Below are 24,527 nucleotides of genomic sequence, written 5' to 3'. Positions count from 1 at the left end.
TTTACGTTAGTAAACTCTCTGGGCCTGCCTCTTTCCTCCAAACATCGCCTTGTTACCGGTGTTGTCCCGCTTGAAAAGCGGGATGTCCTGGACCGGGCTAGACGATGGGGACACAATACTTTCCGCGGTTGATGTAAAATGGGAATCTACTCAAACCCCACTTACAAGTCAAGAATAATTTACGGCAATTTCATGGGATATCGACACAACGAATTTGGGATCTGCTAGTCCAACCTTTCTCTCTCCAACTGAATCTTGGTTTAAAGCAGTTGTGCTCTGTATGCTATCCCACTATTGCCGTGGCTAGATCTGCTGATGATAGTCTCGCCAGCTCAGGAATGAGCCGCCTTGAAACGCTCCTCAATCCTCCAATTTACCCTCTCCAGCACTTCCCATACCTCTTTCACCTCGGGGGCAAGATGCCATTCCTCAGGTCTGGTGACGTACTCTTCTCCCTCCCCCACAAACCGGTAAAAATGCACCACGCAGCCGCGATATTCTCGATTGTCTCCGCTCCATCTCTTGAAGTTTCCGGGAAAGATGCCGGCGATTTTCCAGCCGCCTTTGATGCACCAGTTCTGGGTAATATCATGCCAGGTCTCGCAAAAGGTGGTGAAATACTCTGCTCCGGATTGGACGGCAGTTTCTCGAGTCACCCGGCGCAGTTCATTGGTTATGCCCCGCAGGCGGTAATCTGGGTGGGTGCCGGCGAAAGAAAACTCCACCTGCAGGTTCTTTTCAAACTTGGTAAGAACCGTGGCAGACACCACCTTTGCTGTGTCCAGCTCCACTGTGACCGGCATGCAATATACCCTGTTTCTCGCATCTTCTTCCCAGTTCTCCTCCAGCGCCACCAGACCCTCATATTGATCGGGGTCAAGCATGAACTGATGTGGAGAACCATAGAGCTCTGGATACGCTAAACGCCAGAGCTCGGCCGCAGCCTCCACCAGGTCTCGCCGCAAGGTCTTCACCTGAAATCTGTCGTTCCAGAAGGGTTCCGACTCGATCTTCGTCCAAGTAATACGCCCCTCTCTCACTGGTCTTGTCTTGCAGGTAGTGGCCATCTGCCGATATGGTTGGTAACTCTCCATATGAATCTGCATGACTTTGTCTCCTTCTTCTCACAGGGCTGACAGACCTCAACTCACTCAAGTAAATTTAGCTCCGAAAAGCCAAGATGTCCAAAGCTATTTTTACCGGGGGAGAATATCGCCTGGCTCGTGAAATTTTTTTGTTAACCCATGTCGCCATACTGGTTGACAATACGTCTTGCCTGAGATAGAAACACGCCATCATGCATAGAGAGACTATTCTCAGAAGATTATGCCAGGCCGGCCCTGTGTCAGGCGAGAGCCTGGCGCGAGAGCTGGGCGTCAGTAGAACAGCTGTATGGAAGTATATCCGCAAGCTGCGCCAGCAGGGCTATCAGATCATTTCTTCTCCCCGGGTCGGCTACCAGCTGGCGGACAGCAGCGACATACTGCTGCTCGAAGACATCCAGAAAGAGGTCACTGGGAACTGGCAGGTCCAGCTTCGTGCTGAAGTGGACTCAACCCAGGAAGTACTCCGGACATTGGCGCGAAAAGGGGCAGAAGAAGGACTGGTGCTTGTTGCTGAAAGACAGACTTTGGGAAGGGGGCGCCTCGGCAGAAAGTGGCTTTCTCCCCACGGAGGCATATACTTTTCTATTCTCCTGCGGCCGGCGGCTCCACCCTGGACACTGTTGCGCCTGCCGCTTATTGCAGGGGTTGCCGTGGCAGAAACGGTTCAGGAGATCTCCACCCTGCAGTGCACCCTGAAATGGCCCAATGATGTGTTTGTCAGAGCAAAGAAGCTGGCCGGAATACTCTGCGAGATTGATGCCGAGGTCGACATGGTCAACCACGTCATTCTGGGCATCGGCCTCAATGTGAACAATGAGATTGCGGAGGAGCTGCGTCAACAGGCCACCTCAATGCGGCAGGAATGCGGCACCTCATTTTCCAGGGCAGCATGCCTTGGGCAGTTGCTGAACAGGCTGGAAACTTATTATCTTGCCTTTAGAGGCGGACAGGTGGATCCTTTGCTGGAGAAGTGGCGGCAGCTGAGCTCCACCCTTGGCTCGGAGGTAGTCGTCAGCAGTCCAGGCGACTGCATCGAGGGAAAAGCAGTGGACATCGACAAAGACGGCGCCCTTCTGGTGCGCAGGGCATCAGACGATACGCTGGTCCGGATTCTAGCAGGTGATGTTTCTTTAAAAACTATTTCGGAATAGGAGGGGAAAATGGCGTTTGTGGCGACTGTAAATCATTATAAATACCAGGCTTTCCAGTGGAGATCTGAAGCAAGTCTCACCAAGAAGCTGGTCCTTGCAGTAGGAATGGCCTGCGTCACAGGAATCATGGCCCAGCTGAGGATTTACCTGCCCTGGAGTCCCGTTCCCATAACCGGCCAAACATTCGCTGTACTTCTTTCTGGTGTCCTGTTGGGCGCCTGGGGAGGCGGACTCAGCCAGGCAATATACGCAGGATTGGGATTTGCCGGAGTCCCCTGGTTTGCCAACTGGTCCGGCGGTATTGCTATGCTGGCGGGGCCCACCTGTGGCTATATCGTCGGCTTTGTCTTCGCCTCGTTTTTCATCGGCTATGTCAGCGATAGATACGTCAGAGCAAGAAGTTTTGCCGGCATGCTCGGCTTGATGCTGACAGCCACCTTCCTGCTGATTCATGGTCCAGGATTGCTGCATCTGGGCATCTGGTTTGCTGCGTTTAAAGGACAGCCCATAGACATCGGCCAGATTTTCTGGATGGGCAGCATCCCCTTCATAGCTGGCGATGTCACCAAAGCTGTGGTTGCTGCCGCAGTTGCCGCTTGCGTCGCGCCGAAGACTGCCTATAATGTTCCAGAGACAGCTGGCCACAGAAAATGATTGGCAGCAGTTCCTGGAAAAATTTTTCTGCCCGAGAGGCAATGGTGCTACGCTCATGCCGACAAAATTGCCGCATTAGAGCAAACACGCTCCGCAAGAATTATTTTGCCACTATCGTGGCCGCCACTGAGCAACTGGCTGTCATGAAGGAGCGTGTAAGGAGGAATAGTGATGACCACTGAAGATTCGCTGAAGAGAACTGGTGGCTATGGTGAAGTTGGCGGGGTTACTGTAAAACGCGGCCTGGCGCAAATGCTGAAAGGCGGAGTAATCATGGACGTGGTCAACGCGGAGCAGGCCGTCATCGCTGAAGAGGCTGGGGCTGTGGCAGTGATGGCCCTGGAACGGGTGCCAGCAGACATTCGCACCAGTGGAGGCGTGGCCCGCATGTCTGACCCCGGGAAGATCCAGGAAATCATGGCTGCTGTTACAATACCGGTGATGGCCAAGTGTCGCATTGGCCACTTTGTCGAAGCACAAATCCTCGAAGCACTGGGTGTGGATTATGTGGACGAAAGTGAGGTTCTGACGCCTGCGGATGAAGAACACCACATTTACAAGCACGATTTCAAGGTGCCCTTCGTCTGTGGCTGCCGCAATCTGGGTGAAGCACTGCGCCGTATAGGTGAGGGAGCCGCCATGATCCGCACCAAAGGCGAGGCTGGCACGGGCGACATAGTGGAAGCAGTCCGTCATGCCAGAGCTGTTCTGGGCGAAATACGTCGGCTGCAGAGCATGCCCGAAGATGAACTCATGCGCTATGCCAAGGAAATCAGGGCTCCCTACGAGCTGGTCAAAGAGACCAGGGAACTGGGGCGGCTGCCAGTGGTCAACTTCGCAGCAGGCGGTGTGGCTACCCCTGCGGACGCCGCTCTCATGATGCAGCTCGGCATGGATGGAATCTTTGTTGGTTCCGGCATCTTCAAGAGCAATGAACCGGAGCTCAGGGCCAAAGCTATTGTTCAGGCTACCACTCATTATCAGAACCCGGAGATTCTCGCTGAAGTCAGTCAGAATCTGGGGGAACCCATGGTGGGTGTGGAGGTGAGTTCTCTGCCGGAAAGCGCCCACATTTCTACGCGCGGCTGGTAGCCAGAGGATTTTTTTCCGCACTGATCCTACCTGACAGTGACTGTACGATGCACATAGGGATACTCGCACTTCAGGGTGATTTCAGAGAACATGCCCAGGTTTTGCAGAGACTGGGAGTACAAACCTCTGAGGTGCGTCTTCCCGGAGATCTCCAGGGAATCGACGGTCTCATCATTCCGGGAGGTGAGAGCACCACCATCGGCAAACTGGCGCTCTCCTATGGCTTCATCGAACCCCTGCAGGCCTTTGCCAGAGCAAGAGCAGTCTGGGGCACCTGTGCGGGAATGGTGCTCCTTGCCAAAAAAATCGACAGAAATCAACCTACTCTGGGCGTCATGGATATCCAGGTGGAGCGAAACGCCTTCGGCCGCCAGGTTGACAGTTTCCAGATCGACCTGACGGTGCCGGTACTGGCGCACGGCGACCTCAAGCCTTTCCCTGCCGTGTTCATCCGGGCGCCGAGACTGGTGGCAGTAAAAGGGCAGGCAGAGCTGCTGGCTACTCTGCCGGACGGCACCGGCGTGGCTGCCCGGGAAGGCAAGTGGCTGGCCACCTCATTCCATCCCGAACTCACTGGTGACAGCCGTTTTCATGACTATTTCCTGAGCCTGGTTCAAAGCTAGCCGCGGATGCAGCAAGCTTTCGCTATGGTGATACCGTGCGTCCGATGACTTCTGCCCGGGCAGAAAAACCGACTTAACTCTTGGAAGCTTTTCTCTCCTGCAGAGTTTTCTTCAAGGCTCCGAGTAATAAATCCCTCGGAATCGATTTGGAAGGTGAACCACCATCTCTTACATAGAGCCTTCAGCCCATACTGTAATCCTGCCTCTGGTCAGCCCCCGGTTCAATGTCATGACCATTCACCCGGATGGAAGGAGAGCCGAGAAATCTGAGCGCCCTCACCTTCTCTTCATTCTCTACCATAACTCTGGCAATCTCAGCATTCATGCGGAGCTCTCCCAGAACTTCATCGACCATGGCTATGGTTCCTTGAATTGCGGCGCAGCCCGGCGCAAACAGCAACTCTATTCTTGGAATGCTCCTAATCATCCCGGCCCTCCATTGTTCTGCCGCAAATTTGCCTCAATCTTATAATCTTGAACGTTGGTGCTCGTCTTTTTGCCAAGAGAAATCACTTTTTCCTCTGCACCCCTTGACTCTATACCAAGGTACAATGTTTATCATCTTGGGTGAGGTGGTGATATGAAGTTATCAAGTGTAACCCAGTTCAGGAAAAAGACAATATTAGCATCTCCGCTATTACGGTCCCTGCGGCTTGATAATTCAGCCTTGCGAGCGGCAATTTCTCTCTCGAGACAACGGCTGGCGGTCACACTCGTACGTCTGTTATGCATCGATTATGACGATGACTTTGAGTTCGTCTCAGAAAGGATAGAAGATGAAAGAGCAACCGGGAACATCCAAGAAGGGTTTCTTTGCAGCGCTTGGCGGAACACTACTCGTCGCTCTTTGTTGCTTTACGCCTCTTCTGGTATTTACTTTAGGCGCCCTGGGCCTGAGCACTTTTACACCATACCTTGATTATGTGCTCTTGCCATCCCTGGCGCTGCTCATCGTGCTGACCTTTACCTCATACAAAAGGTGGAGGAGATCAAGCAAGTCAACGAAAAATTTCTTTATAAGCATTCCAACAAGTTGATGCGGCTGCAAACTGTCGCGAAATCATCTTCTCTTCGGCAAACGTGCATCCTGGAATGTATGAGGATCCAGCACCACATCGCCCAGGTGCAGGGTATCCACCCGATCGATGGAGGTTACTGGGGTGTACAACACTACCTTTTTGGCATTCTGGTCGCTTTCCAGGACAATACCCAAGCCGAGCATCAACCCCTCTTCGTCTTCCAGGGCAACTAACTGATTGGCAACAAAGCGAGGCGCTGGCAACACGGCCAACCGAGGCCAATGGATGGTCAATGGCAGGGAATTGGTGAAATATCGACTGAATTGGGCGGCACGGTGGGCCTGACGGGTGGTTGCATCCCGAGTTCGCGCTCCTGGAGAGATGGACAGCTCTATGAGTTCTACCCGTTTGCTCCGTCTCAGGGGCTGCAACAAGCACTCCAGTTCTCTAGCTGACTGAATGGCAAATACCACAGTGGGGCGTAACAGGTTAATTTTGGCCAGTTTCAGGTAAACGCCGCCTCGGAAGGGGTTTACCAAACCGGTGGTGTCATAGACAATTATTTCCACGCCAGCCCGCTGCGCTGCCCGCACCAGCCTGGCAGCCCCGATTACCACCTGAAGCATGTGTCCTGCAGGAGTCACAGCGCCAACGAAGCTTTGCCACATCCGTCCACGGGGCGGGAAATCATGGTCTCCTGAACGCCCCAGCGCCAGGGTCATAGTGGTGGGGGCAGAGAGGGTGGTTTGACCTGGATCGCCGTCCAGAAAAGCCACGCGCTGCTGCCGGGCAGCCAACTGCTGATAGAGATAGCGGGCGAAGGTGCTCTTTCCCACGTTCGGGGCGCCGATCACCAGCAGTGTACCCTTGAGGCCGGACAGATCCAGCCCTTTCCATTCAGGCGGAATAACCGGAGAACTGTGAATCATTTCAGCTGGAGATCCCTTCTGTTCCACATCTTGATCCGGCTGGTTGGCTCAGGTCAGAATCGAGCATTTCTGGCAAAAAATCAGCTGCTCGAACCCCGGCAACATCAGAATTACACCACCAGCTGAGGAAACTCAACATTGTAGATGAAGCCCCCGCCCGGAGCCATCTAGCTCAGCTGCGCCTTCTGTCTCCAAAGCGCTAGATCCTCGCCTGATCCACGTCGTTACTTGCTCTGAGAGCCACCTCCTCCGGGCGAGCCTTCCCTCTCAGCAATGTCCCATGAGGCGCATCAGCTAGAGGAAGCTTGCTCGTCTCTGGCACTGCCATTCCTTTATCCGCCAAACAGGTCAGGATCTTGACAGTACGGCAGATCGGCACATAGTTAAGCCGCCCAGATTGATACAGATGTTGATACAATAATAGGGTAACAGCAGGCCAATATATGGTAAAGTCAACACCGCATCCGGGGAAGTTTTCTGCCAGCTGCCAGAAAAGGAACTGCAAAAGCAGACGGTTTGTGCCAACAGTTGCTGGCAGTCGGAAAGTCTCAGCTGTCTATGAGCAGGAAAGCGGAAATCTGGACACTGCATACCGCTGGTAAGGTAGCCAGGAAACAATTGCCACACATTATTGTTGTCGGTGCTGGCATGTCAGGGCTGGTTGCCGCACGTATCCTGCACGATACTGGATTCTCAGTTGAGGTGTTTGAAGCTCGCAATCGTCTGGGCGGCAGGATCTGGACAGATCACCTCCTTGGGATCCCCTGTGACCTGGGGGCTTCCTGGATTCACGGGCCCGAAGACAATCCTTTGACCGCCTGGTCGGCAGTGGCTGGGATTGATTTGCTTGCCTGGCCTGGAGGAAGAACCTACTTTTATGAACGCGGCCACGTGTCAAGCCTCCCTCGCTTGCTGTGGCGTGGGCGACGCGGTGTGGCGCGTGCCATGATCGCTCTGACCAAATCCTATATGGGCCTGCGGCTCAACAATTTGCTTGGCAGGGCAAAGGACCTTTCCCTGGAGCAAAGCATCGCAGCTGCTACCACCTTTCCCCGCCTCAAGGATGTTGACAGCCGAATTCTTCTATGGCTGCTGGGGCTGGCTGAAGCGGTGTTCGGCGCTCCAGCCAGTGAATTGAGTCTCCTGGAGTGGGATCCCAGAGAATATAGAGAGAAGCATCTCGTGCCTGCCCATGGTTTCCAGGATCTGATCAGCAATGTTTGCCGGGGCCTGAGCATCAGGCTGGCTGCGGAGGTTAGCAAAATTGTCTGGGACAGGGAGGGTGTCAGGGTAGTTACCGCAGCCGGTGCAGCCTATTCTGCCGCGGCGGTAGTGATCGCCGTACCCCTGGGCGTGCTGAAATCAGGCAGCCTGTGCTTCGAGCCCTCCCTGGCAGCCAATAAGAGAGCAGCCATAGAGCGAATCGGCTTCGGAGGACGAGCAGTATTGAACAAGCTAGTGCTCCGCTTCCCCCGAAGATTCTGGCCCACAGTAAGTGAGAGGCTCGCAGTCCTGCCAGTTGATCGTCAAAATCGAGGTATCTTTACCCTGTGGGCAGACCTGCAGTCACTTGTGGGTGAACCGGTGATCATGGGGTTCATGAGTGGCACAGCTGCAGCGGATTTGGACAGAAATGGCTCTGATGGGCAAATCTGCGACAAAGCAATGGCGCAATTGCAGCGCATGTTCTCAGTCCGACTGCCGGCACCGGAAGGCTATGTACTAACCCGCTGGTTGTCTGATCCATGGTCGCGTGGAAGCTACTCGTATCGTGCAATGGGTGGTAAAGAAAGTGATCGGCAGGTGCTGGCCGAACCTGTTGCCGACCGCCTGTTTTTTGCTGGCGAGGCCACCCACGAAGAGCATTATGGCACAGTGCACGGAGCCCTGCTGGCAGGTGAGCGTGAAGCCCTCCGCATTCATCGTCGCTACTGTTGTGCCTCTGTGGACAGATCACAGCTGCCCTGGTACAAGACTGTCAGAGCATGACCCGGGATGCAGCCAGTCTACTGGTAGGTGCAGGAGCCGGCAGCACAATCCAGTTATGCTCTACCAGGCCCTACCACGGCAACATGAACGATCGGCTCGAGCATGCAAGAAAGAGCTATAACAACCAGGCAGACTCGCCAGAGAGATTGAACCCAGATAGGGCCGATTTTACAGAGCAGCAGCCCTGCTGATGAAGACATTCGGTGCCATCTGCAGCACTACTTTGCCTTGTCTGGTGGCCAGAGTGACCTCGAACTTGACAATGCCCATCCCGGGCCTGGTCTTGGAGACTCGCGCTTCCATTACCTGACATATCGCTCTCACTTCATCATCAGGAGCCAGAGGCGCTGGCCACCGGAGATAATCAAGGCCTGGAGAGCCGAGGCAGGCTGACTTGCTCAGAAAAGAAGCCACCATCAGTCGCTGGCACAGAGAGCCCGAATGCCAGCCACTGGCAATAACGCTCGGATACAGTGAACGGGTACGCTCTGCCACCCCAGTGTGGAACTGCTGAGGATCGAACTCCCGAGCGAAGCTAATGATTTCCTCTTCCGTTACCGTGTGCCAATCGCTCTTGAAAACTCTTCCGGGTTGAAAGTCCTCAAAAGTCAACAATGTCTCGTCTCCTTGTTGATTATCTGTAAACTGAGCGATTCCTTTCTCGGAAGCTTTGGTCTGGAAAAACACTGCAGAGATCTGCTCGGAGGTTCCGCCGATTTGTACCGGGCGAGAGCCTGTGCTAAAAGATCAGAAATAAGGCGACCGAGGGATTTACCTTCCTTCTGTTGGATTGCCTCGAGCTCTTTCAAGATAGGATCATCAATGTTTATGGTGGTTCTCATGATGTGTTGATGATAATAGAGAAGACATCAGATGTCGAGAGGACGACGCCCAACAATCTCGCCTACCCGAAGCCACTGAAATTGCAGCAGATTTTCAGCCATGTCACTCAGCCCCCTTCCAAGACAAATCAACTATCAGTTGGTTATGGTTACCGTCTGGCCCACCGGGTAAAGTATCCAAAAAAAATAGACAAAAAGGAGAATTTTGAATGAAATGGATTACTCGCTCTCATGTACATGTGGACAGGGTGGCCTGTCCGTGGCTCATAAATCGGTTCATCGATTCTGAAGCTGAGTTTCTCTTCGTTCCAAAGAGCCAGGTGATGATGGTTGCCGGAAAAGAAGGAGCCATACTTTTGATGCGCCAGGAGCCGAGCTCGACCATGACGGGGAGCTTTGCACCTTTGATGTCATGATCCGCGAATACGGCCTCACAGACAAGCCGCTTCTCAGGCTCGCCAGGATCATCAATGCAGCCGACAGCCGCAGGCTGGACAGAGATCCTCTGGCCGCTGGATTCGAGGCCATAGCAGCAGGCTATGGTCTGCGGTTCCCTGACGATAAAGAAAACTTGACAAGGCAGTTCGAGGTATATGATGCTCTCTATACCTGGTGCAGCCTGGCGGTGGCCAGTAAATCTTGACCGGCTGTAGACAAACTTACCTGCAAGGGTTTCTCTACTTGACCTTCAAAGAGCTCAGGGAGAAATCCACTCTTACGTCCAAGGAGGATGTGTGGCCCGGCTAGCCCGCCTCTCTGATTTCCTGGGTCTTACCAGAAGCACTGTTGGTCTTCTCTTTATGGTGGTCCTGGTGGGTATGGGAGAGAGGATGGCCGAGAGGTTCCTGCCCATCTACCTCCTTGCTCTGGGCGGTGGCGCCCTGTCCATCGGTTTTCTCAATGGCATGGACAACCTCCTTTCGGCGCTCTACTCGTTTCCCGGCGGTTATCTCTCCGACCGCTTCGGCACTAAACGAGCTCTGCTCATCTTCAACATCATTGCCATGTGCGGCTTTCTGGTGGTGATCCTGATCCCGGCCTGGCAGGCTGTTATTGCAGGGGCGGCGCTCTTTATTTCCTGGACAGCTATATCATTACCGGCCACCATGAGCCTCATTGCCAAGGTGCTGCCTACAAACAAACGCACCATGGGCGTGACCATGCATTCTCTGGTGCGCAGGTTCCCCATGGCGCTGGGGCCGATCCTCGGAGGAGTATGCATTGGTCTATGGGGCGAGCGCAACGGGGTTCGAGCAGCCTTTGTGGCAGCACTGCTCCTTTCTGTTCTGGCAATTGTCCTGCAGCAGAAGCTAATTGAGGAGGATCCCCCCTCAGCGGCCGGAGACTCGGGGACTCCAGTACCAGAAAAAAATCCGCTCAAACTTTATCGTCTGATGAGTCCAGATCTGCGAAGACTTCTGGTTTCAGATATTCTGGTGCGCTACTGCGAACAGATTCCTTACGCCTTTGTGGTAGTCTGGTGTATGAAGACTATTGCTTCACCCGTTACTGCCCTCCAGTTTGGCGTGCTCACCAGCGTTGAAATGGCCACCGCTGTCCTGATTTACCTGCCGGTAGCGTATCTGGCAGATAGAAGCACCAAGAAACCTTTTGTGGTGATGACTTTTGTCTTTTTCACTCTGTTTCCACTAACGCTGCTTTTCTGCCAGTCTTTCGAGCTGCTGGTGCTCGCCTTTATCCTGAGGGGGCTCAAGGAGTTCGGTGAACCCACGCGCAAGGCTCTCATTATGGACTTGGCCCCGGAGGACTGCAAGGCTGGCATGTTCGGACTCTACTATCTTTTGCGGGATGTGGTCGTCTCGATTGCTGCTTTTGGTGGAGCTTTCCTCTGGCAGGTCAGCCCGGCCACCAATTTTCTCGTTGCCTTTTCATTCGGTGTTGCTGGCACTCTTTCTTTTGCCATCTTTGGGGCTGATCTGGGGGTCAGGCCTGCTTCCTCTCGGTGAGGGCATAAAGTCTGCCTCGGCTATCTCACGAACCGTGCAGGCAACCTGCCGCACATCCTGGAGTTAGCAGTACAAAAAAACCGGAGACCTTCGCCCCCGGTTTTGCCATCCATTGGTGGGCCGTGCTGGGCTCGAACCAGCGACTCTCTGCTTAAAAGGCAGATACTCTACCAACTGAGTTAACGGCCCAAAGCTTTCCTTTTATGGTGGAAACTAGTAGCATTCACCCCAAATAGTGTCAAGAAAATTCTCCAGGCAGCCATATCACTCTGTTGCCACTGAAGGTATGAATCTTGAATTACTGAAAAGCTGACTTGGAAGGGCTGCGATGTGGTGGCCGAGCAACAGGACTTGCTGGGTGTTACAGCAGCCTCTGTATCTGAAAAGCCCGGGAGTCAAGAGACTGTTCTTCTGAGGCCTTTAGCTGCTTTTGTTACATTATCCTGTTGATATTATTGTTTAACTCTTACAAACAACTGTTTGAGCAGCTTGAAATCGCAGGAGGAAATGTTTATATTGGATGGACCCAAGCGTGGTTGGAGGGTATATAATATTGTTAAAGGCTGAAAGGTGCAAATACAGGGTGATCTATGAGTGACGGTGAATACAAGGTCCCGGATCAGAAAGAACTTGAAAAAGAGTTGAGTGAATATCTCTCCAAGAAATACGGAGGACGCATCAAGATCGTCTCGCCCATGATGGTGCCAAAGCCTGCCCGGGAGACCACCGAGGAGGAAGGGGGCAAGGGCGATGTTGTGAACAAGATTCACTTTGATATGAAGCCCGAAGAACTGGAAAGCTACCTCAACGAGTATGTCATCAAGCAGGATGAAGCCAAGGCTATCCTGGCTACAAAAGTCTGTACGCATTTCAACAGAATCAAGCACGAACTCAGAAGCAAGCGGCGGGCGGACCAGACTGACGTGGGCCGCATCAAGAACAACATTATTCTCATTGGCCCCACGGGAGTCGGCAAGACCTATATAGTGAAACTGATTGCCAAGAAGCTCGGAGTACCCTTTGTCAAAGGTGACGCCACCAAGTTCAGTGAAACCGGCTATGTGGGTGGCGATGTGGAGGACCTGGTGCGCGATCTGGTGCACGAGGCGAACGATGACATTGAACTTGCCCAGTACGGCATCATCTACATTGATGAAATTGATAAAATAGCCTCCACTCCCAATCTCATTGGCCCTGACGTCTCCCGTACGGGAGTGCAGCGCGCCCTGCTCAAGCCTATGGAAGAGACGGAAGTGGATCTCAAGGTCCCCCATGATCCGATCTCACAGATACAGGCCATTGAGCAATACCGCAAAACTGGCAAGCGCGAAAAACGCGTCATCAATACCCGCAACATCCTCTTTATAGTCAGCGGAGCTTTCAATGAACTCACAGATATTGTGAAAAAGCGCTTGAAAAAACAGGGCATTGGTTTCGGTGCCGAATTGGCCAGCAGAGACGAGCAGGAGTACTATCTCAAGTTGGTCAAAGCAGAAGATCTGATCCAGTATGGCTTCGAGAGTGAATTTGTCGGAAGGTTGCCTGTGGTTGCCGTATTGGAAGAACTTTCAGCGGATGACCTCTATCAGATTCTCAAGAATCCCAAGAACCCGGTAATCAATGCCAAGAAAGCAGATTTTCGCGCTTATGGCATCGATATTCGTTTCGAGGACGAGGCTCTTCGCCTGTTGGCTGCCCGGGCCTATGAAGAGCGTACCGGTGCTCGTGGACTGGTAAGTGTTTTAGAAAAAGTGGTGATTCCTTTTGAGAAGAAGCTGCCGTCTACAGACATAAACTTCTTCCTGGTCACTCCCGAGGTGGTAGAAAACCCCCAGAAGATCCTGGCTGACATCCTGGCAAATCCAGATGATCCTCAGCTGTGGCAGCGCTATCAAGAGGCCTTTGAAAGAGACAAAGCAGCTGCAGCCCAGAGTATAGAAGATCGCCGGGACTACTACCGCCGCAGGTTTGAGGATGCTTTCACCGAAGAACGGCTTGATATGATCGTCTCCTGGCATCTGCGCAGCGGCACAGAAATTGACGACCTGTTCCAGGACGTTGTCTCTCTCATTGGTGAGGTGCGCTCTTTTGAACAGGAGTTTCTCCGCAAGCACAGAATCCGCATCCACTTTTCAGAAGATGCGGTAAACGAAATACTGCGCCGTGCTGTAGACGAGGAAACAAGCGCCGACGCCATTTGCCGGAAAATTTCGAGCGACTATGACTATGCCCTCAAACTGGTCATGGACAAGACTGGCCAGCAAGAGTTCATTATTACGGCGGAAGCTGTCCAGGATCCGGAAACATTCATCAATGAAATGATCAGAAGCTCATATCGCGATGGCTCTCTTCTGGTGCCCAGGGGAAGCCAGCGCGATTGAGTGCATCATCCTTTTAATTTGGGCTTACCATGATCGGCATATCTAAACTATACTGTGGTACGGTGGAGCCCTCGGATGCGCTTCGCTATGGCCGCAGATCGAAAGACCTCCCCTCCCATCTGCTGCAGTTTTCCGCAGACAAGAAGCCGGTAGTAGTCTGGAACGTTACGCGTCGCTGCAATCTCAAGTGTGTCCACTGCTATGCCCAAGCGCGCAATGACCATTTCTCCGGGGAGCTGAGCACCCGGGAAGGAAAAATGCTTCTCGAAGACCTGGCCCGCTTCGGTGTACCGGTGATTCTCTTCTCTGGCGGCGAACCTCTCATGCGCAAAGACCTGGTGGAATTGGCCGACTACGCGGTAAAACTGGGCATGAGAGCGGTTATCTCCACCAACGGAACTCTAATCAGCAGATCTCTGGCCGGGGTGTTGCAAGAGATCGGCCTCTCCTATGTAGGAATCAGCCTGGATGGAACCAGAGAGATAAATGACCGCTTTCGCGGGGTGAAAGGCGCCTTTGATCGGGCCATGGAGGGGATAAAGAACTGCCAGGAGGCAGGTATCAAGGTGGGATTGCGCTTCACCATGAACCGGATCAATGTGGCGGAAATTCCAGCGATTTTTGATCTTCTCGAAGAATACAATATCCCGCGCGTCTGCTTCTACCATCTGGTGTATGCTGGCCGGGGAAGCAATCTTGTCCAGGAGGATCTCAATCACGAAGAGACCCGTCGAGCCGTCGACCTGATTATTGACCGCACCGCTTCTCTCCATGCTCGCGGCATAGCCAAAGAGGTGCTCACTGTTGACAATCATGCGGACGGCCCCTATCTCTACTTGCGGCTTCTCAGGGAGGGCTCCCCAAGGGCTACAGAGGTTCTAGAGCTCCTGCAAATGAACGAAGGCAACAACTCGGGCAGAGGAATTGGCTGTGTGAGTTGGGACGGCGAATTGCACGCCGACCAGTTCTGGCGGCACTATTCCTTTGGCAATATTCGCTCGCGGCCGTTTAGCGAGATCTGGACCGATCTGTCCAATCCACTCATGGCAAAGCTCAAGAACAAGAAGCTACATGTGAAAGGGCGCTGCAGCCGCTGTCGCTGGCTCGACGTCTGCGGCGGCAACTTTCGCGTGCGCGCCGAAGCAATCTATGGAGATCTGTGGGCGCCTGATCCTGCCTGTTATCTCACAGAAGAAGAGATCTCTTGACAGGTCAATTAGAATACCGCAGCAGAGAGAAGTCTTGTTCCCAGCTACAGCCGCAAACATACCAGATGACCAGCTACTATCAACTGGAGGGCTTCGTCTATCCCGGTTCATCACAGATCTTGACCAGGAGGCAAAATGTTCTTCCCCAGATACAGAGCTCGAAGGCTCAGACGCAATGAATTGTTCCGGCAGATGGTGCGTGAAACCAGCCTCGCGGCGCATGATTTCATATGCCCACTATTCGTGGTGCCAGGGACCCGGGTGCGCAAACCGGTAGCCTCAATGCCGGGAGTCTTTCAGCTGTCGGTGGATGAACTTCTGAAAGAAGCCGCGGAGATACGGGATTCAGGAGTTCCTGCTGTGCTTCTCTTTGGCATACCCAAAGAAAAAGATGAGGTGGGTTCCGGGGCCTATGCCAGGGACGGCATTGTGCAGCAGGCTGTGCGCCAACTCAAGGAAAGGGTGGCAAATCTGCTGGTGATCACTGACGTCTGCCTGTGCGAATACACCAGCCACGGACACTGCGGCCTGATCAGCGAGGGTGATGTTGATAATGATGCCACCCTGGATCTGCTGGCACGCACCGCCCTGTCACATGCTGAAGCCGGTGCGGACATGGTTGCTCCTTCCGACATGATGGACGGCCGGGTGGCTGCTATACGGCAAAGGCTCGACGACAACGGCTTCTCGCACCTTCCCATTATGGCTTACGCCGCCAAGTATGCCTCGAGCTTCTATGGACCATTTCGCGACGCCGCCGAGTCAGCACCCCAGTTTGGGGACCGACGCTCCTACCAGATGGATCCCGCCAACAGTAGAGAAGCGATCAGAGAGATCAGTCTGGATATTGAGGAGGGTGCAGACATTGTTATGGTCAAACCGGCGCTTGCCTATCTAGATGTCCTCAGCAGAGCACGTCAGGAATTTGATCTGCCCCTGGCTGCCTATAATGTCAGTGGTGAGTACTCTATGATCAAGGCGGCTGCTGAAAAAGGCTGGCTGGACGGCCCGCTCTTGATGATGGAAGTGCTTCTCGCCATCAAACGGGCAGGAGCGGATCTCATAATTACCTATTTTGCCAAAGAAGCAGCTCGTCTGCTGAACAGATAAATTTGGAGCAACCGTCTGTTGCGGACAGTACTTGTCGTTTGCTCGAAAGGTTTTCAACAAATGGCCAACAATCCGCAAAGCAACAAGGCACCTAGGGGCAAACCGGGACCGGAATTGAGGCTTCTGGCCTGGGAAGTTACCAGGACCTGCAATCTGAGCTGCGTCCATTGTCGGGCTGCCGCTGTTGACAAGCCTTACGCCGACGAATTGACGCACGAGGAGTGTCTACAGCTGCTGGACGATGTGAGCGGCTTTGCCAAACCCATCGTCATACTTACCGGCGGGGAACCATTGATGAGAGCCGATCTTTTTGAAATTGCCGCCTACGGCACTGAAAAAGGCCTCAGGATGGTGCTGGCCACCAACGGCACCCTGCTCGATTCTTCTGTAACCGCACGTTTGCAGCAGGCAGGTATCAGACGGGTGAGCATCAGCATCGATGGTGCTACAGCTGCAAGCCACGACCGTTTTCGTCAGGTGCCAGGTGCCTTTCAGGGAGCCATGGATGGCATATCCTTTCTAAGAGAAGCTGGCCTCGAGTTCCAGATCAATACCACTATCACCAGAGTGAACCTGGATGAGCTCCCAGCAATTCAAGCTCTGGCCCTGGACCTCGGAGCGGTTGCGCACCACATCTTTCTGTTGGTACCCACCGGCCGCGGCAAGGATTTCAAGGAGCAGGAAATCGATGCCGCCGACTATGAACGAACCCTCAACTGGTTCTACGACCAGCGCCGCAAGGTGCCCTTGCAGCTCAAGGCTACCTGTGCGCCCCACTACTTCCGCATCATGCGCCAGAGGGCCCGGGCAGAGGGCCAAAAAGTCACGGTCAAGACGCACGGCATGGACGCAGTAACCCGCGGCTGCCTCGGGGGCACGGGCTTTCTCTTTCTCTCCCATGTGGGCCAGGTGCAGCCATGCGGCTATCTTGAACTCGACTGTGGCAATGTGCGTCAGGCTTCTCTGGGAGAAATCTGGCGAAACTCCCCTATTTTGCAGAAGCTGCGCGATGTGGACTCGTACAAGGGCAAGTGCGGTGTCTGTGAATATCGGCGCGTCTGTGGTGGGTGTAGAGCTCGCGCCTACGAAGCTACGGGAGATTATCTGGCCGCTGAACCTCTGTGCACCTACGAACCGCAACGGGTAACAAAAGAGCCGTCTGCGCCTCTCGACAGCAGAGCATCGCATCGGTGAACCAGGTCTCGTCAGCAGCGAGGCACGAAGCACCTGTACTAGTTCCGCAATGTCTGCCATAAACCAGCCGACGATTACGTCTCGGTGATAAAATCGACTGCATTCTGACAGACTCACCAGAATAGCGATTTGGCAAAAGGTTATTGAGCCCTCGAAATGGAAATTGCCAATAATATATTGCAGTAAGAGAAGGCGCTTCGGCGTCAGCACAGGGAGAGCAGTCTGATGAAATCCGCCAGAAAAACGGAAGACAACACCCGCATGGATGATGTGGATCGCGCCATTCTCAATGAGATTCAGTCCGATTTTCCCATTGCACCCCGACCTTACGCAATCCTGGCGCAAAAGTTAGGATACCCTGAAGCAGAAATCATCCGCCGGGTACAGCGGTTGAAAGATAAGATGATTATCCGCAGAATTGGCGCCAATTTCAATTCGAGGCGTCTCGGCTATACCAGCACTCTGTGCGCTGCCAAAGTTCCGCCCGAGAAAATGGCAACCTTTGTGGAAGTAGTGAACAGCTACAGAGGAGTAACCCACAACTATCGTCGCCACCATGAATACAATGTCTGGTTCACCCTCATTGCACCTTCACAGGCTGAGCTCGAACAGTTGGTGGCAGAAATTTCGCGCAAAACAGAAGTGCAAGATATTCTCAACCTCCCGGCTGAAAGAATCTTCAAGATCCACGTTGACTTCGAGGTGTAGAGCAAACACCAGCAGACCCAGCTTTGCCATCATATGAAACTTCATAAGCCGCCACTTCCTCTCTGCGGCCCTTTATTTCCAGAGGGGGAAGCTGGTGTAGACCTTGCAACCCTGGCACATTTTGCAGTTCTTCGCTCAATTCCTTCACCGTTGCTGCACTTGCGACTATCTGCCCTGGCCTTGCAAGTTCCTGCAGTTGTTTAGCCAAATTCACGGCATCGCCGATGTAAGTATAGTTGGCAAACTCCTCGGAACCAATACTGCATGCCGCAGCCCTGCCCGTGCTTACTCCCAGATGAAGCGTGACAGGCGGCAAGGAGAATCGCTGCATCTGGCTCTGCAGCTTGTCGGCCTGCAACTGAATCTGAATTGCTGCAGATACTGCCTGGACAGAACTCTTCTGGCCGTCTGTCGAACCACTGAACACGGCCATGATGCCGTCGCCCATGAATTTGTCCAGCAGTCCCCCATTCTGGCGCACCACTGGCTCCACAGTTGAATAAAAGGTATTCAGCAGCATGACCAGGCTTTCTTGATCTAAAGTTTCCGCCAACCCTGTGAAGCCGCTGATATCCACAAAGAGTACAGATACCTTCTGGGTCTTGCCGCTGGGAGCAGGCTCTCTGGCCTCTGAGAGAATGGATTCTACCACAGGCCTGGAAACGAAACGCGACAGAATTGTGCGTTTGCGCTCCTCGTCAATAAGGTTCTCCTGGAGCTGGCTGAGATAAGACTTGCTGGTAATCAGCTCTGAACGACGCCTTTCAGCCTTGGCAATGGCCTCTTCGAATCTGACTAGATCAAAGGGCTTCCTGAGGAAGTCACACACGTTCAGCTTCAGAGCGTCTATTGCATTGTCAAAGGAGCCATAGGCGCTGATAATTATCGGCACTGCATCTTCGCATTTTTCTTTAACTTTCTTTATCAACCCGATGCCATCCATACCAGGCAGTCTGAGGTCCGATATCACCAGGTCCACCTGTTGCTCTCCCAGATCATTGAGACCCTTTTCTGCTGAGGTTGCAGCAATAACTTCATGTCCACGCTGTTTGAGCAGGTTGGTAAGGGTGAAGAGCATGGACCGTTCATCTTCAACCAAAAGAATCTTCATAAAAAATCACCTTTGCTCATTTGCTGCAAGGAAGCTGTTGGGCTCCGGCGTTGTTGCACATCAGTCGGTCCAGCCAAAAAGCACAAGCTGTGCCAAAAACACTCTGCCTCGCACCAAAAGGCAAAGTGGTTGAAAACCCTGAAATTATCTGATCTGTCTTGTAAGAAGGCGGCCAAAAGGAATGGCGGCGGGCTTGCTCAAAACCCGCACATGCTCTGCACCTGGAAGAATAGATTGTAATGCGAATAAGCCCTTAGCCGTGATGCAAAACAAGCATTGTCCCAGGGCCAATTGGAGTTGACTACAGCTGCCATTATGAAACACTAGCGGATGCCATATTTCTTGAGGCGATAAAGGAGGGTATTTCTAGTTATTCCCAGAAGCTTTGCGGTTTGCACCTGGTTTTTGCCAGTCTGTTCATAGGCAGTGCGAATGAGGTGCTTGACCACCTCATCCAATTTGATTCCTTCTGTGGGAATTGAGGCCGGCATGAATTCGCTCTCCCCGGCCTCACTTCTCTCTGGGCCAGAAGTAGTGGTTGGCACCAGAAAATCAAGGTGTTCGGCCTCCACCCGTGGGCCGTCTTCAAGCAGAGTAATGCGCTCTATGGCATTCTTGAGTTCACGAACATTTCCCTTCCAAGGATGACTCTGCAGAATATGGGCAGCCTCAGGAGAAATTTGCCTGAATTTTTTGCCGTATTTATTGTTAAAAATCTCCAGAAAGTAATTGGCAAGCAGCAGGATATCCTCCTTGCGCTGCCGTAATGGAGGGATATGAATGGAGATGGTGGCGAGCCGGAAGTAGAGGTCTTGACGAAATTGTCCATTTTCGCAGAGTTTTTCTAGAGGCTTGTTGGTAGCGGCAATTACTCTGACATCTGCTTTCCTGGACTGCGAATCACCCACAGGATAATACTCTTTTTCTTCCAGCACCCGCAGGAGCTTGGCTTGCACGTCTAGAGGCAAATCGGCCATTTCGTCCAGCAACAGGGTGCCGCCGTTGGCTTCCTCGAAAAATCCCCTCTTGCCCTTTACATTGGCGCCAGTGAATGCGCCGCGTCGGTATCCGAACAGTTCACTTTCGACAACATCCTTGCTTATGGCCGCACAGTTTACCGCCACGAAAGGAGCCGAAGCTTTGGGACTGTTGAAGTGGATGACCCGAGCAAAAAGCTCTTTGCCTACACCGCTCTCTCCACCAAGGTAGACACTCGCATCCGGGCTCTTGGCCACTCTTTTAGCCATGGAGAGCGCCCGCAGAAACTCAGGATTCTTGCCTATCAGATTCTCGATATTGTATTCCTGGCTCAACTCCCGCCGTAAAGAAGAAATCTCTCGTTTGAAACGCAAACGTTCCAGAGCCTTGCCAATGGCAATGTAGAGTTCGTCCAGATCAATGGGCTTGGTCAGATAGTCCACAGCACCCTGGTTGACCGCCTGAACCACATTCTTGATTTCTCCATGGGCAGTCACCATGATTACCGCCAGATAATCATCTATTTCCCGGAGTTTGCGCAGTGTTTCCAGTCCGTCAGTACCTGGCATGGAAATATCGAGCAGCACCACGTCCGGTGGAGATTCCACTACTTGGGCTATGGCTTCATCGCTGCTGCCAGCTTCTGCCACCTGATAGTCTTTTTTCAAGGCTCCCCGCAATGAAGTGCGGAAAGACGCCTCATCGTCGACAATGAGAACCTTGTAGGACGCATCATTCATTTTTTCTTTATTCCCGTGCACTGTTGGCTAGAAAGTGATTGTGCATAAACGCTGATCTTTGACAGCCAGCAGTTCTTTGTATTCCAGGTAATTCTAACTCTGGCCGCAATCCAGTGTCTTGAACTGGATGGAAAATGTCGTTCCCCTACCTACTTCACTCTCCAGCTGGATAGTAGCCTGATTCTTATCTAGAATCTGCCGAGCGATGGCCAATCCCAATCCTGTTCCTTCAGGTTTGTTAGTAAAAAAGGGATCGAATATCTTGTCAATATTCTCTCCAGGTATGCCAACTCCTGTATCCTTGACCACCATCTCCACTCGCCCGCTGTCCGGGTCCAATCTGGTGGCGACCATCAGATTGCCGCCTTCGGGCATGGCCTGCATGGCATTGATCACCAGATTGATCACTACCTGCGAGATTTGACTGGGGTCCACCAGTACGGCGGGAAGGTCTTCTGCCAGGTCCAAATTGACCGCCACCCCATGCTTCCGCAACTGCACTCTGGTGAGTTCATGGACACTCTGAACAACTTCATTTATGTTGGTCTCCACGAGATGTGCCGGCTTTGGTTTGGAAAACTCTAGAATCTCCGATATGATACGCTCGATCTTCTTGATTTCTTTCTGGATGTCGAGCATATAGACCTGATGTTCTCTATCCAGTTGCAGATCACGAAGGAGTATCTGGGTATTTAGATTGATGGTGGCCATAGGATTTCTTATCTCATGAGCGATACCTGCCGCCAGCGTGCCCAGAGAGGCCATTTTGTCAGCCTGCAGCAGCTGTTTTTGCATCCTTATCTTATCGGTCACATCGATACCATAGTCAATCACCAGAGACAAGTTGCCCGAGGCATCATAAATGGGATAGGTGTATTCTTCGATAGTTCGATTGATAGTGGGATTGGTGCTGACACGATGCGAGGGTTTGCCGGTCCGAATAGTATCTGTGACGGCACAGTTCTGACATGGCTCATCTTCACCCCGAAAGGCTTCATAGCACTTGCGACCAATGAGCCGTTGAATTTTTTTGCCGAACAACGAAGCCGTCGCCTTGTTCACCATGATAATGTTGTGATCCAGATCTGTAATGCTCAATGGCGACATGATACCGTCAAAGACAGCCATCAGTCTCTTTTTGCTCTCAAGGATGGCCTGCTCGAGGTGCTTTTGTCGGAGCTCCTTTTCCTTTCTCAGCGTTATATCTCTTACCACCGACAACAGGTATTTCTCGCCCTTGAGCTGCAACACAGAGGTGTTCACCTCCACAGGAACCCAACTGCCGTCTTTGTGCACCATGGTTTCTTCCAGATGCTGGAGGGGTTCTCTTTGCTGCGATGCCCTGAAGGCGCCTTCACCTGCACCTCGCACCAGGTCAGCCATTTTCATACGCAGCAATTCACTGCGGCTGTATCCCAGCATCTTACATGCCCTGGAGTTCGCGTCTGCTATGCAGCCGTCAAAGGTCTCCAGGAAGACCGCATCATTGGCTCCCTCTACCAGGGCCCTGTACCTCTGTTCGGAATCCCGCAACGCTTGTTCTGTTTGCTTCCTCTCAGTTACGTCTTCCAGGATGGCCTGAATGGCGGCTTGGCCGTCATACAAGATACGACCTGCCTTGAGTCGAATATCCAGAGTAGTGCCATCTGACCGCATCCCTTTCATCTCGAGTGCCTGTCGCCAGTGCTCACCCGTTTGTTTTGCCAGATCTTGAACCAACTCTCCAATTTTGTAGCGGTCGTCAGGATGAAACAGAGCGGAAAAATCTTCTCCCAGCAATGAGGAGGGCTTGCTGTACTTGAACATATCTGCCATAACTCTGTTGCAGTAGCGGATTTTCTGGCCACCGTCGATAATGCTTATGGGATAAAGATTTCCGTCAACCAGAGATCGGTATTTGTCTTCAGAACGCACAAGGGCTTCCTGCAATTCTTTGCGTTCTTTTTCCACCTCCAGGGCCTTGGCCAGCATGGAAAAAATGGCAATCTCATCTGCTGACACCAGGCGGGCATCAGCAAAAGCAACGCAGAAGACGCCCCGGCCATGATCCCCGAGCTCCAGGGAGGTGCCCAGACAGCAGGTCCACCGGTAGTGCTCCACGAGGTCATCCTGCAACATATCCGGGAATCTCTTCAGGTTTTCGAGAAGCTGAGGCCGGTCCGTAGAAGCGGTCATCATTCTGGCGAGCAACGGACCCACTGCCTGTCTCTGCTCCTTTACTTCAGCCTCGGGGCTCACCTGGACCATCGTCAGCAAGCCCTCTTTGTCTTTGCCCTCAGCTTGGAAGTAAAACGAATGTGAGGCCTGCAGCAAGATGCCGGCTTGCCGGATGATCAGATGCATGTTGGCGCTGTGATCCGTGCCCAGGCTGAGAAAGAGGCGGTTCAGGAAAACAGTGCGCTCTTCTATGCGCTTCTGTTGACTTATATCGAAGAGCATGCAGCTCACCTGTTCCAGTTCTCCCTGGCTGTTGCGCACCGCCTGACAGCGCAATTGCACCCATTTTTGTTGGCCATCGCGGCTATAGATGAGAAATTCTTCCACCAAACTATCACGGCCATGGGCGAGACGTTCGAGCACATCTACCGAAAAAGCGTTGTGCTGCTTTTCGGTCCTGAGCACCTTCCACATCTCCATGCCATTGCTCAAGGAAGAGGCACTATATCCCGTAAGCTCAGATATTTTATTGTCTACGAATTCTACGCTGCCGTCTGGCAACAGATAAAAAACCACGCCGGGAATGTTGTGGAGCAGACTCCTCAAATATTGTTCGGAGCGCCTGACAAGTTGAAATTGCCTGCGCTCCCTCAGCAGCCGTTTGATCTTGGCCTCAAACTCTTCTTTACTGAAGGGTTTCTGGATGAAATCCACTGCGCCGGCTTCCAGGACATCGTCGTATGAATAGCGCATGTGAAAGCCGGTCATGAGGATGACGTCCGTTTCAGGATAGTGCTCCCTTACGAATTTAGTCAGCTGCAAACCGTCCATTTCCGGCATGGATATGTCGCTGATTATCAGGGAGAACTTGTCCTGGCTCAGGAGTTTCTTGGCTTGAGAGGAATCGGCGGCAGTGCATACTTCCATACCGAGTGCGCAGACAAGATCTTTGCAGAGTTCTCTTACCTCTGAAACGTCCTCCACAATGAGGATCTTTCTTGACTCTTGGTATGTCCGCGACCAGGGTAAGGGCTTGGTAAGGCTCATGGGAGATTCGATCGCCTACCTCTGCATTGCGTAAATAGATCAGCACTGGCAGGCCCACAAGAAATCAAGGGCACTGTCCAATCATTGCGGAAGCCACCTTATCATCTCCTGGAAAAGATTTCAATGAAACATTAACAAGATGGAATAACCGACAAATGGGTCTCTTTCTTTGCAGAGAATTACTACTGTTGTTGCCGCCGACAGCAGCAGAAGTTGGGGCCTCCACCATTTGCCTTCAGACACGAGTCTGCGCGGCTCTTCGCTCAGTTGACAAGCCTCAGAGTGCATGATAGAGATAACAGCGTCCCTTCATGCCCGCCTGGCAACAGGCGCAGCCGCTGACCAGAGGGCGACTAGCTCAGTGGATAGAGCGTTGGTCTCCGGAACCAAAGGTCCTGGGTTCGATTCCCAGGTCGCCCTCCATATGACTGATCACCAAATGTAGTCACACCACTTCGAAATAGCAGCATCTCATTGACTGTTGTGATGCTCCTTCCTGAGGCAGGGCCTTTCTCCTCTGG

General features: G+C 52.8%; 19 protein-coding genes, 2 tRNA genes and 1 pseudogene. 14 read left to right on the top strand and 8 right to left on the bottom strand.

Annotation, left to right across the window (positions count from 1 at the left end):
* Positions 1–332: 332 nt before the first annotated feature.
* The gene (locus JRI89_10190) at positions 333–1,106 is read right to left on the bottom strand and encodes a hypothetical protein (protein MBW2071610.1); all 774 of its coding nucleotides are present in this window, start codon (positions 1,104–1,106) and stop codon (positions 333–335) included.
* A gap of 191 nt (positions 1,107–1,297) precedes the next feature.
* Here JRI89_10190 and JRI89_10185 point away from each other — a divergent pair, with 191 nt between their 5' ends.
* The 4 genes from JRI89_10185 (at position 1,298) to pdxT (ending at position 4,626) form a co-directional block, all read left to right on the top strand.
* Positions 1,298–2,257, top strand: coding sequence for a biotin--[acetyl-CoA-carboxylase] ligase (locus tag JRI89_10185; protein MBW2071609.1), 960 nt, complete (start codon positions 1,298–1,300; stop codon positions 2,255–2,257).
* Between the two features lie 9 nt (positions 2,258–2,266).
* On the top strand, positions 2,267–2,911 hold the full coding sequence (locus JRI89_10180) for a biotin transporter BioY (protein ID MBW2071608.1): 645 nt from the start codon (positions 2,267–2,269) through the stop codon (positions 2,909–2,911).
* A gap of 171 nt (positions 2,912–3,082) precedes the next feature.
* Entirely contained in the window at positions 3,083–4,003 is a 921-nt protein-coding gene (gene pdxS / locus JRI89_10175; GenBank protein ID MBW2071607.1) for a pyridoxal 5'-phosphate synthase lyase subunit PdxS, read from the top strand.
* A 47-nt stretch (positions 4,004–4,050) separates the two neighbouring features.
* The gene (gene pdxT / locus JRI89_10170) at positions 4,051–4,626 is read left to right on the top strand and encodes a pyridoxal 5'-phosphate synthase glutaminase subunit PdxT (GenBank protein MBW2071606.1); all 576 of its coding nucleotides are present in this window, start codon (positions 4,051–4,053) and stop codon (positions 4,624–4,626) included.
* 181 nt (positions 4,627–4,807) lie between these two features.
* Here the strand turns inward: pdxT and JRI89_10165 are convergent, their stop codons facing one another.
* Complete coding sequence (locus JRI89_10165; GenBank protein MBW2071605.1) at positions 4,808–5,053, bottom strand: hypothetical protein; 246 nt, start codon at positions 5,051–5,053, stop codon at positions 4,808–4,810.
* Positions 5,054–5,402: 349 nt separating this feature from the next.
* Here JRI89_10165 and merF point away from each other — a divergent pair, with 349 nt between their 5' ends.
* A complete protein-coding gene (gene merF, locus JRI89_10160) occupies positions 5,403–5,663 on the top strand; it encodes a mercury resistance system transport protein MerF (protein MBW2071604.1) in 261 nt (86 codons plus the stop codon).
* 23 nt (positions 5,664–5,686) lie between these two features.
* Here merF and JRI89_10155 read toward each other — a convergent pair whose 3' ends face one another.
* On the bottom strand, positions 5,687–6,601 hold the full coding sequence (locus JRI89_10155) for a 50S ribosome-binding GTPase (protein ID MBW2071603.1): 915 nt from the start codon (positions 6,599–6,601) through the stop codon (positions 5,687–5,689).
* Between the two features lie 531 nt (positions 6,602–7,132).
* Between JRI89_10155 and JRI89_10150 the strand changes: the two genes are divergently transcribed.
* Complete coding sequence (locus JRI89_10150) at positions 7,133–8,563, top strand: FAD-dependent oxidoreductase (protein ID MBW2071602.1); 1,431 nt, start codon at positions 7,133–7,135, stop codon at positions 8,561–8,563.
* Between the two features lie 168 nt (positions 8,564–8,731).
* Here JRI89_10150 and JRI89_10145 read toward each other — a convergent pair whose 3' ends face one another.
* On the bottom strand, positions 8,732–9,178 hold the full coding sequence (locus JRI89_10145) for a hypothetical protein (protein ID MBW2071601.1): 447 nt from the start codon (positions 9,176–9,178) through the stop codon (positions 8,732–8,734).
* 436 nt (positions 9,179–9,614) lie between these two features.
* Here JRI89_10145 and JRI89_10140 point away from each other — a divergent pair.
* Together JRI89_10140 and JRI89_10135 are read left to right on the top strand one after the other, a co-directional pair.
* A pseudogene (locus JRI89_10140) lies at positions 9,615–10,048 on the top strand (chromate resistance protein).
* A 157-nt stretch (positions 10,049–10,205) separates the two neighbouring features.
* Positions 10,206–11,372: an MFS transporter gene (locus JRI89_10135; GenBank protein MBW2071600.1), complete on the top strand. Its 1,167-nt coding sequence runs from the start codon at positions 10,206–10,208 to the stop codon at positions 11,370–11,372.
* 113 nt (positions 11,373–11,485) lie between these two features.
* Here the strand turns inward: JRI89_10135 and JRI89_10130 are convergent.
* A tRNA-Lys gene (locus JRI89_10130) sits at positions 11,486–11,561 on the bottom strand.
* A gap of 401 nt (positions 11,562–11,962) precedes the next feature.
* On the opposite strand from JRI89_10130, the gene JRI89_10125 reads away from it, so the two are divergent.
* The 5 genes from JRI89_10125 to JRI89_10105 all read left to right on the top strand — a co-directional run bounded on the left by JRI89_10125 (position 11,963) and on the right by JRI89_10105 (position 17,973).
* Positions 11,963–13,753 carry an AAA family ATPase gene (locus JRI89_10125; protein ID MBW2071599.1) on the top strand — a complete coding sequence of 597 codons (1,791 nt, stop codon included), beginning with the start codon at positions 11,963–11,965 and terminating at the stop codon, positions 13,751–13,753.
* Between the two features lie 29 nt (positions 13,754–13,782).
* Positions 13,783–14,961: a 12,18-didecarboxysiroheme deacetylase gene (gene ahbC / locus JRI89_10120; protein ID MBW2071598.1), complete on the top strand. Its 1,179-nt coding sequence runs from the start codon at positions 13,783–13,785 to the stop codon at positions 14,959–14,961.
* A gap of 135 nt (positions 14,962–15,096) precedes the next feature.
* Positions 15,097–16,071, top strand: coding sequence for a porphobilinogen synthase (hemB, locus tag JRI89_10115; GenBank protein MBW2071597.1), 975 nt, complete (start codon positions 15,097–15,099; stop codon positions 16,069–16,071).
* Positions 16,072–16,131: 60 nt separating this feature from the next.
* Positions 16,132–17,265 carry a heme b synthase gene (gene ahbD / locus JRI89_10110; protein MBW2071596.1) on the top strand — a complete coding sequence of 378 codons (1,134 nt, stop codon included), beginning with the start codon at positions 16,132–16,134 and terminating at the stop codon, positions 17,263–17,265.
* A 261-nt stretch (positions 17,266–17,526) separates the two neighbouring features.
* A complete protein-coding gene (locus JRI89_10105; protein MBW2071595.1) occupies positions 17,527–17,973 on the top strand; it encodes an AsnC family transcriptional regulator in 447 nt (148 codons plus the stop codon).
* Here the strand turns inward: JRI89_10105 and JRI89_10100 are convergent.
* The 3 genes from JRI89_10100 to JRI89_10090 all read right to left on the bottom strand — a co-directional run bounded on the left by JRI89_10100 (position 17,945) and on the right by JRI89_10090 (position 24,006).
* On the bottom strand, positions 17,945–19,084 hold the full coding sequence (locus JRI89_10100) for a response regulator (protein MBW2071594.1): 1,140 nt from the start codon (positions 19,082–19,084) through the stop codon (positions 17,945–17,947). The genes JRI89_10105 and JRI89_10100 overlap by 29 nt on opposite strands.
* Before the next feature lie 323 nt (positions 19,085–19,407).
* Positions 19,408–20,802, bottom strand: a complete 1,395-nt coding sequence (locus JRI89_10095; GenBank protein ID MBW2071593.1) for a sigma-54-dependent Fis family transcriptional regulator — start codon at positions 20,800–20,802, stop codon at positions 19,408–19,410.
* A 93-nt stretch (positions 20,803–20,895) separates the two neighbouring features.
* Positions 20,896–24,006 carry a PAS domain S-box protein gene (locus tag JRI89_10090; protein MBW2071592.1) on the bottom strand — a complete coding sequence of 1,037 codons (3,111 nt, stop codon included), beginning with the start codon at positions 24,004–24,006 and terminating at the stop codon, positions 20,896–20,898.
* 347 nt (positions 24,007–24,353) lie between these two features.
* Here JRI89_10090 and JRI89_10085 point away from each other — a divergent pair.
* Positions 24,354–24,429 (top strand) — tRNA-Arg (locus JRI89_10085).
* Positions 24,430–24,527: the final 98 nt, after the last annotated feature.

It is taken from the genome of Deltaproteobacteria bacterium (genome assembly GCA_019309045.1).
In the GTDB taxonomy this organism is placed as follows: Bacteria; Desulfobacterota; Syntrophobacteria; order BM002; family BM002; genus JAFDGZ01.
The sequence above is the reverse complement of the archived record's forward strand: the minus strand, read 5'-3'. Positions and strand labels throughout refer to the sequence as shown.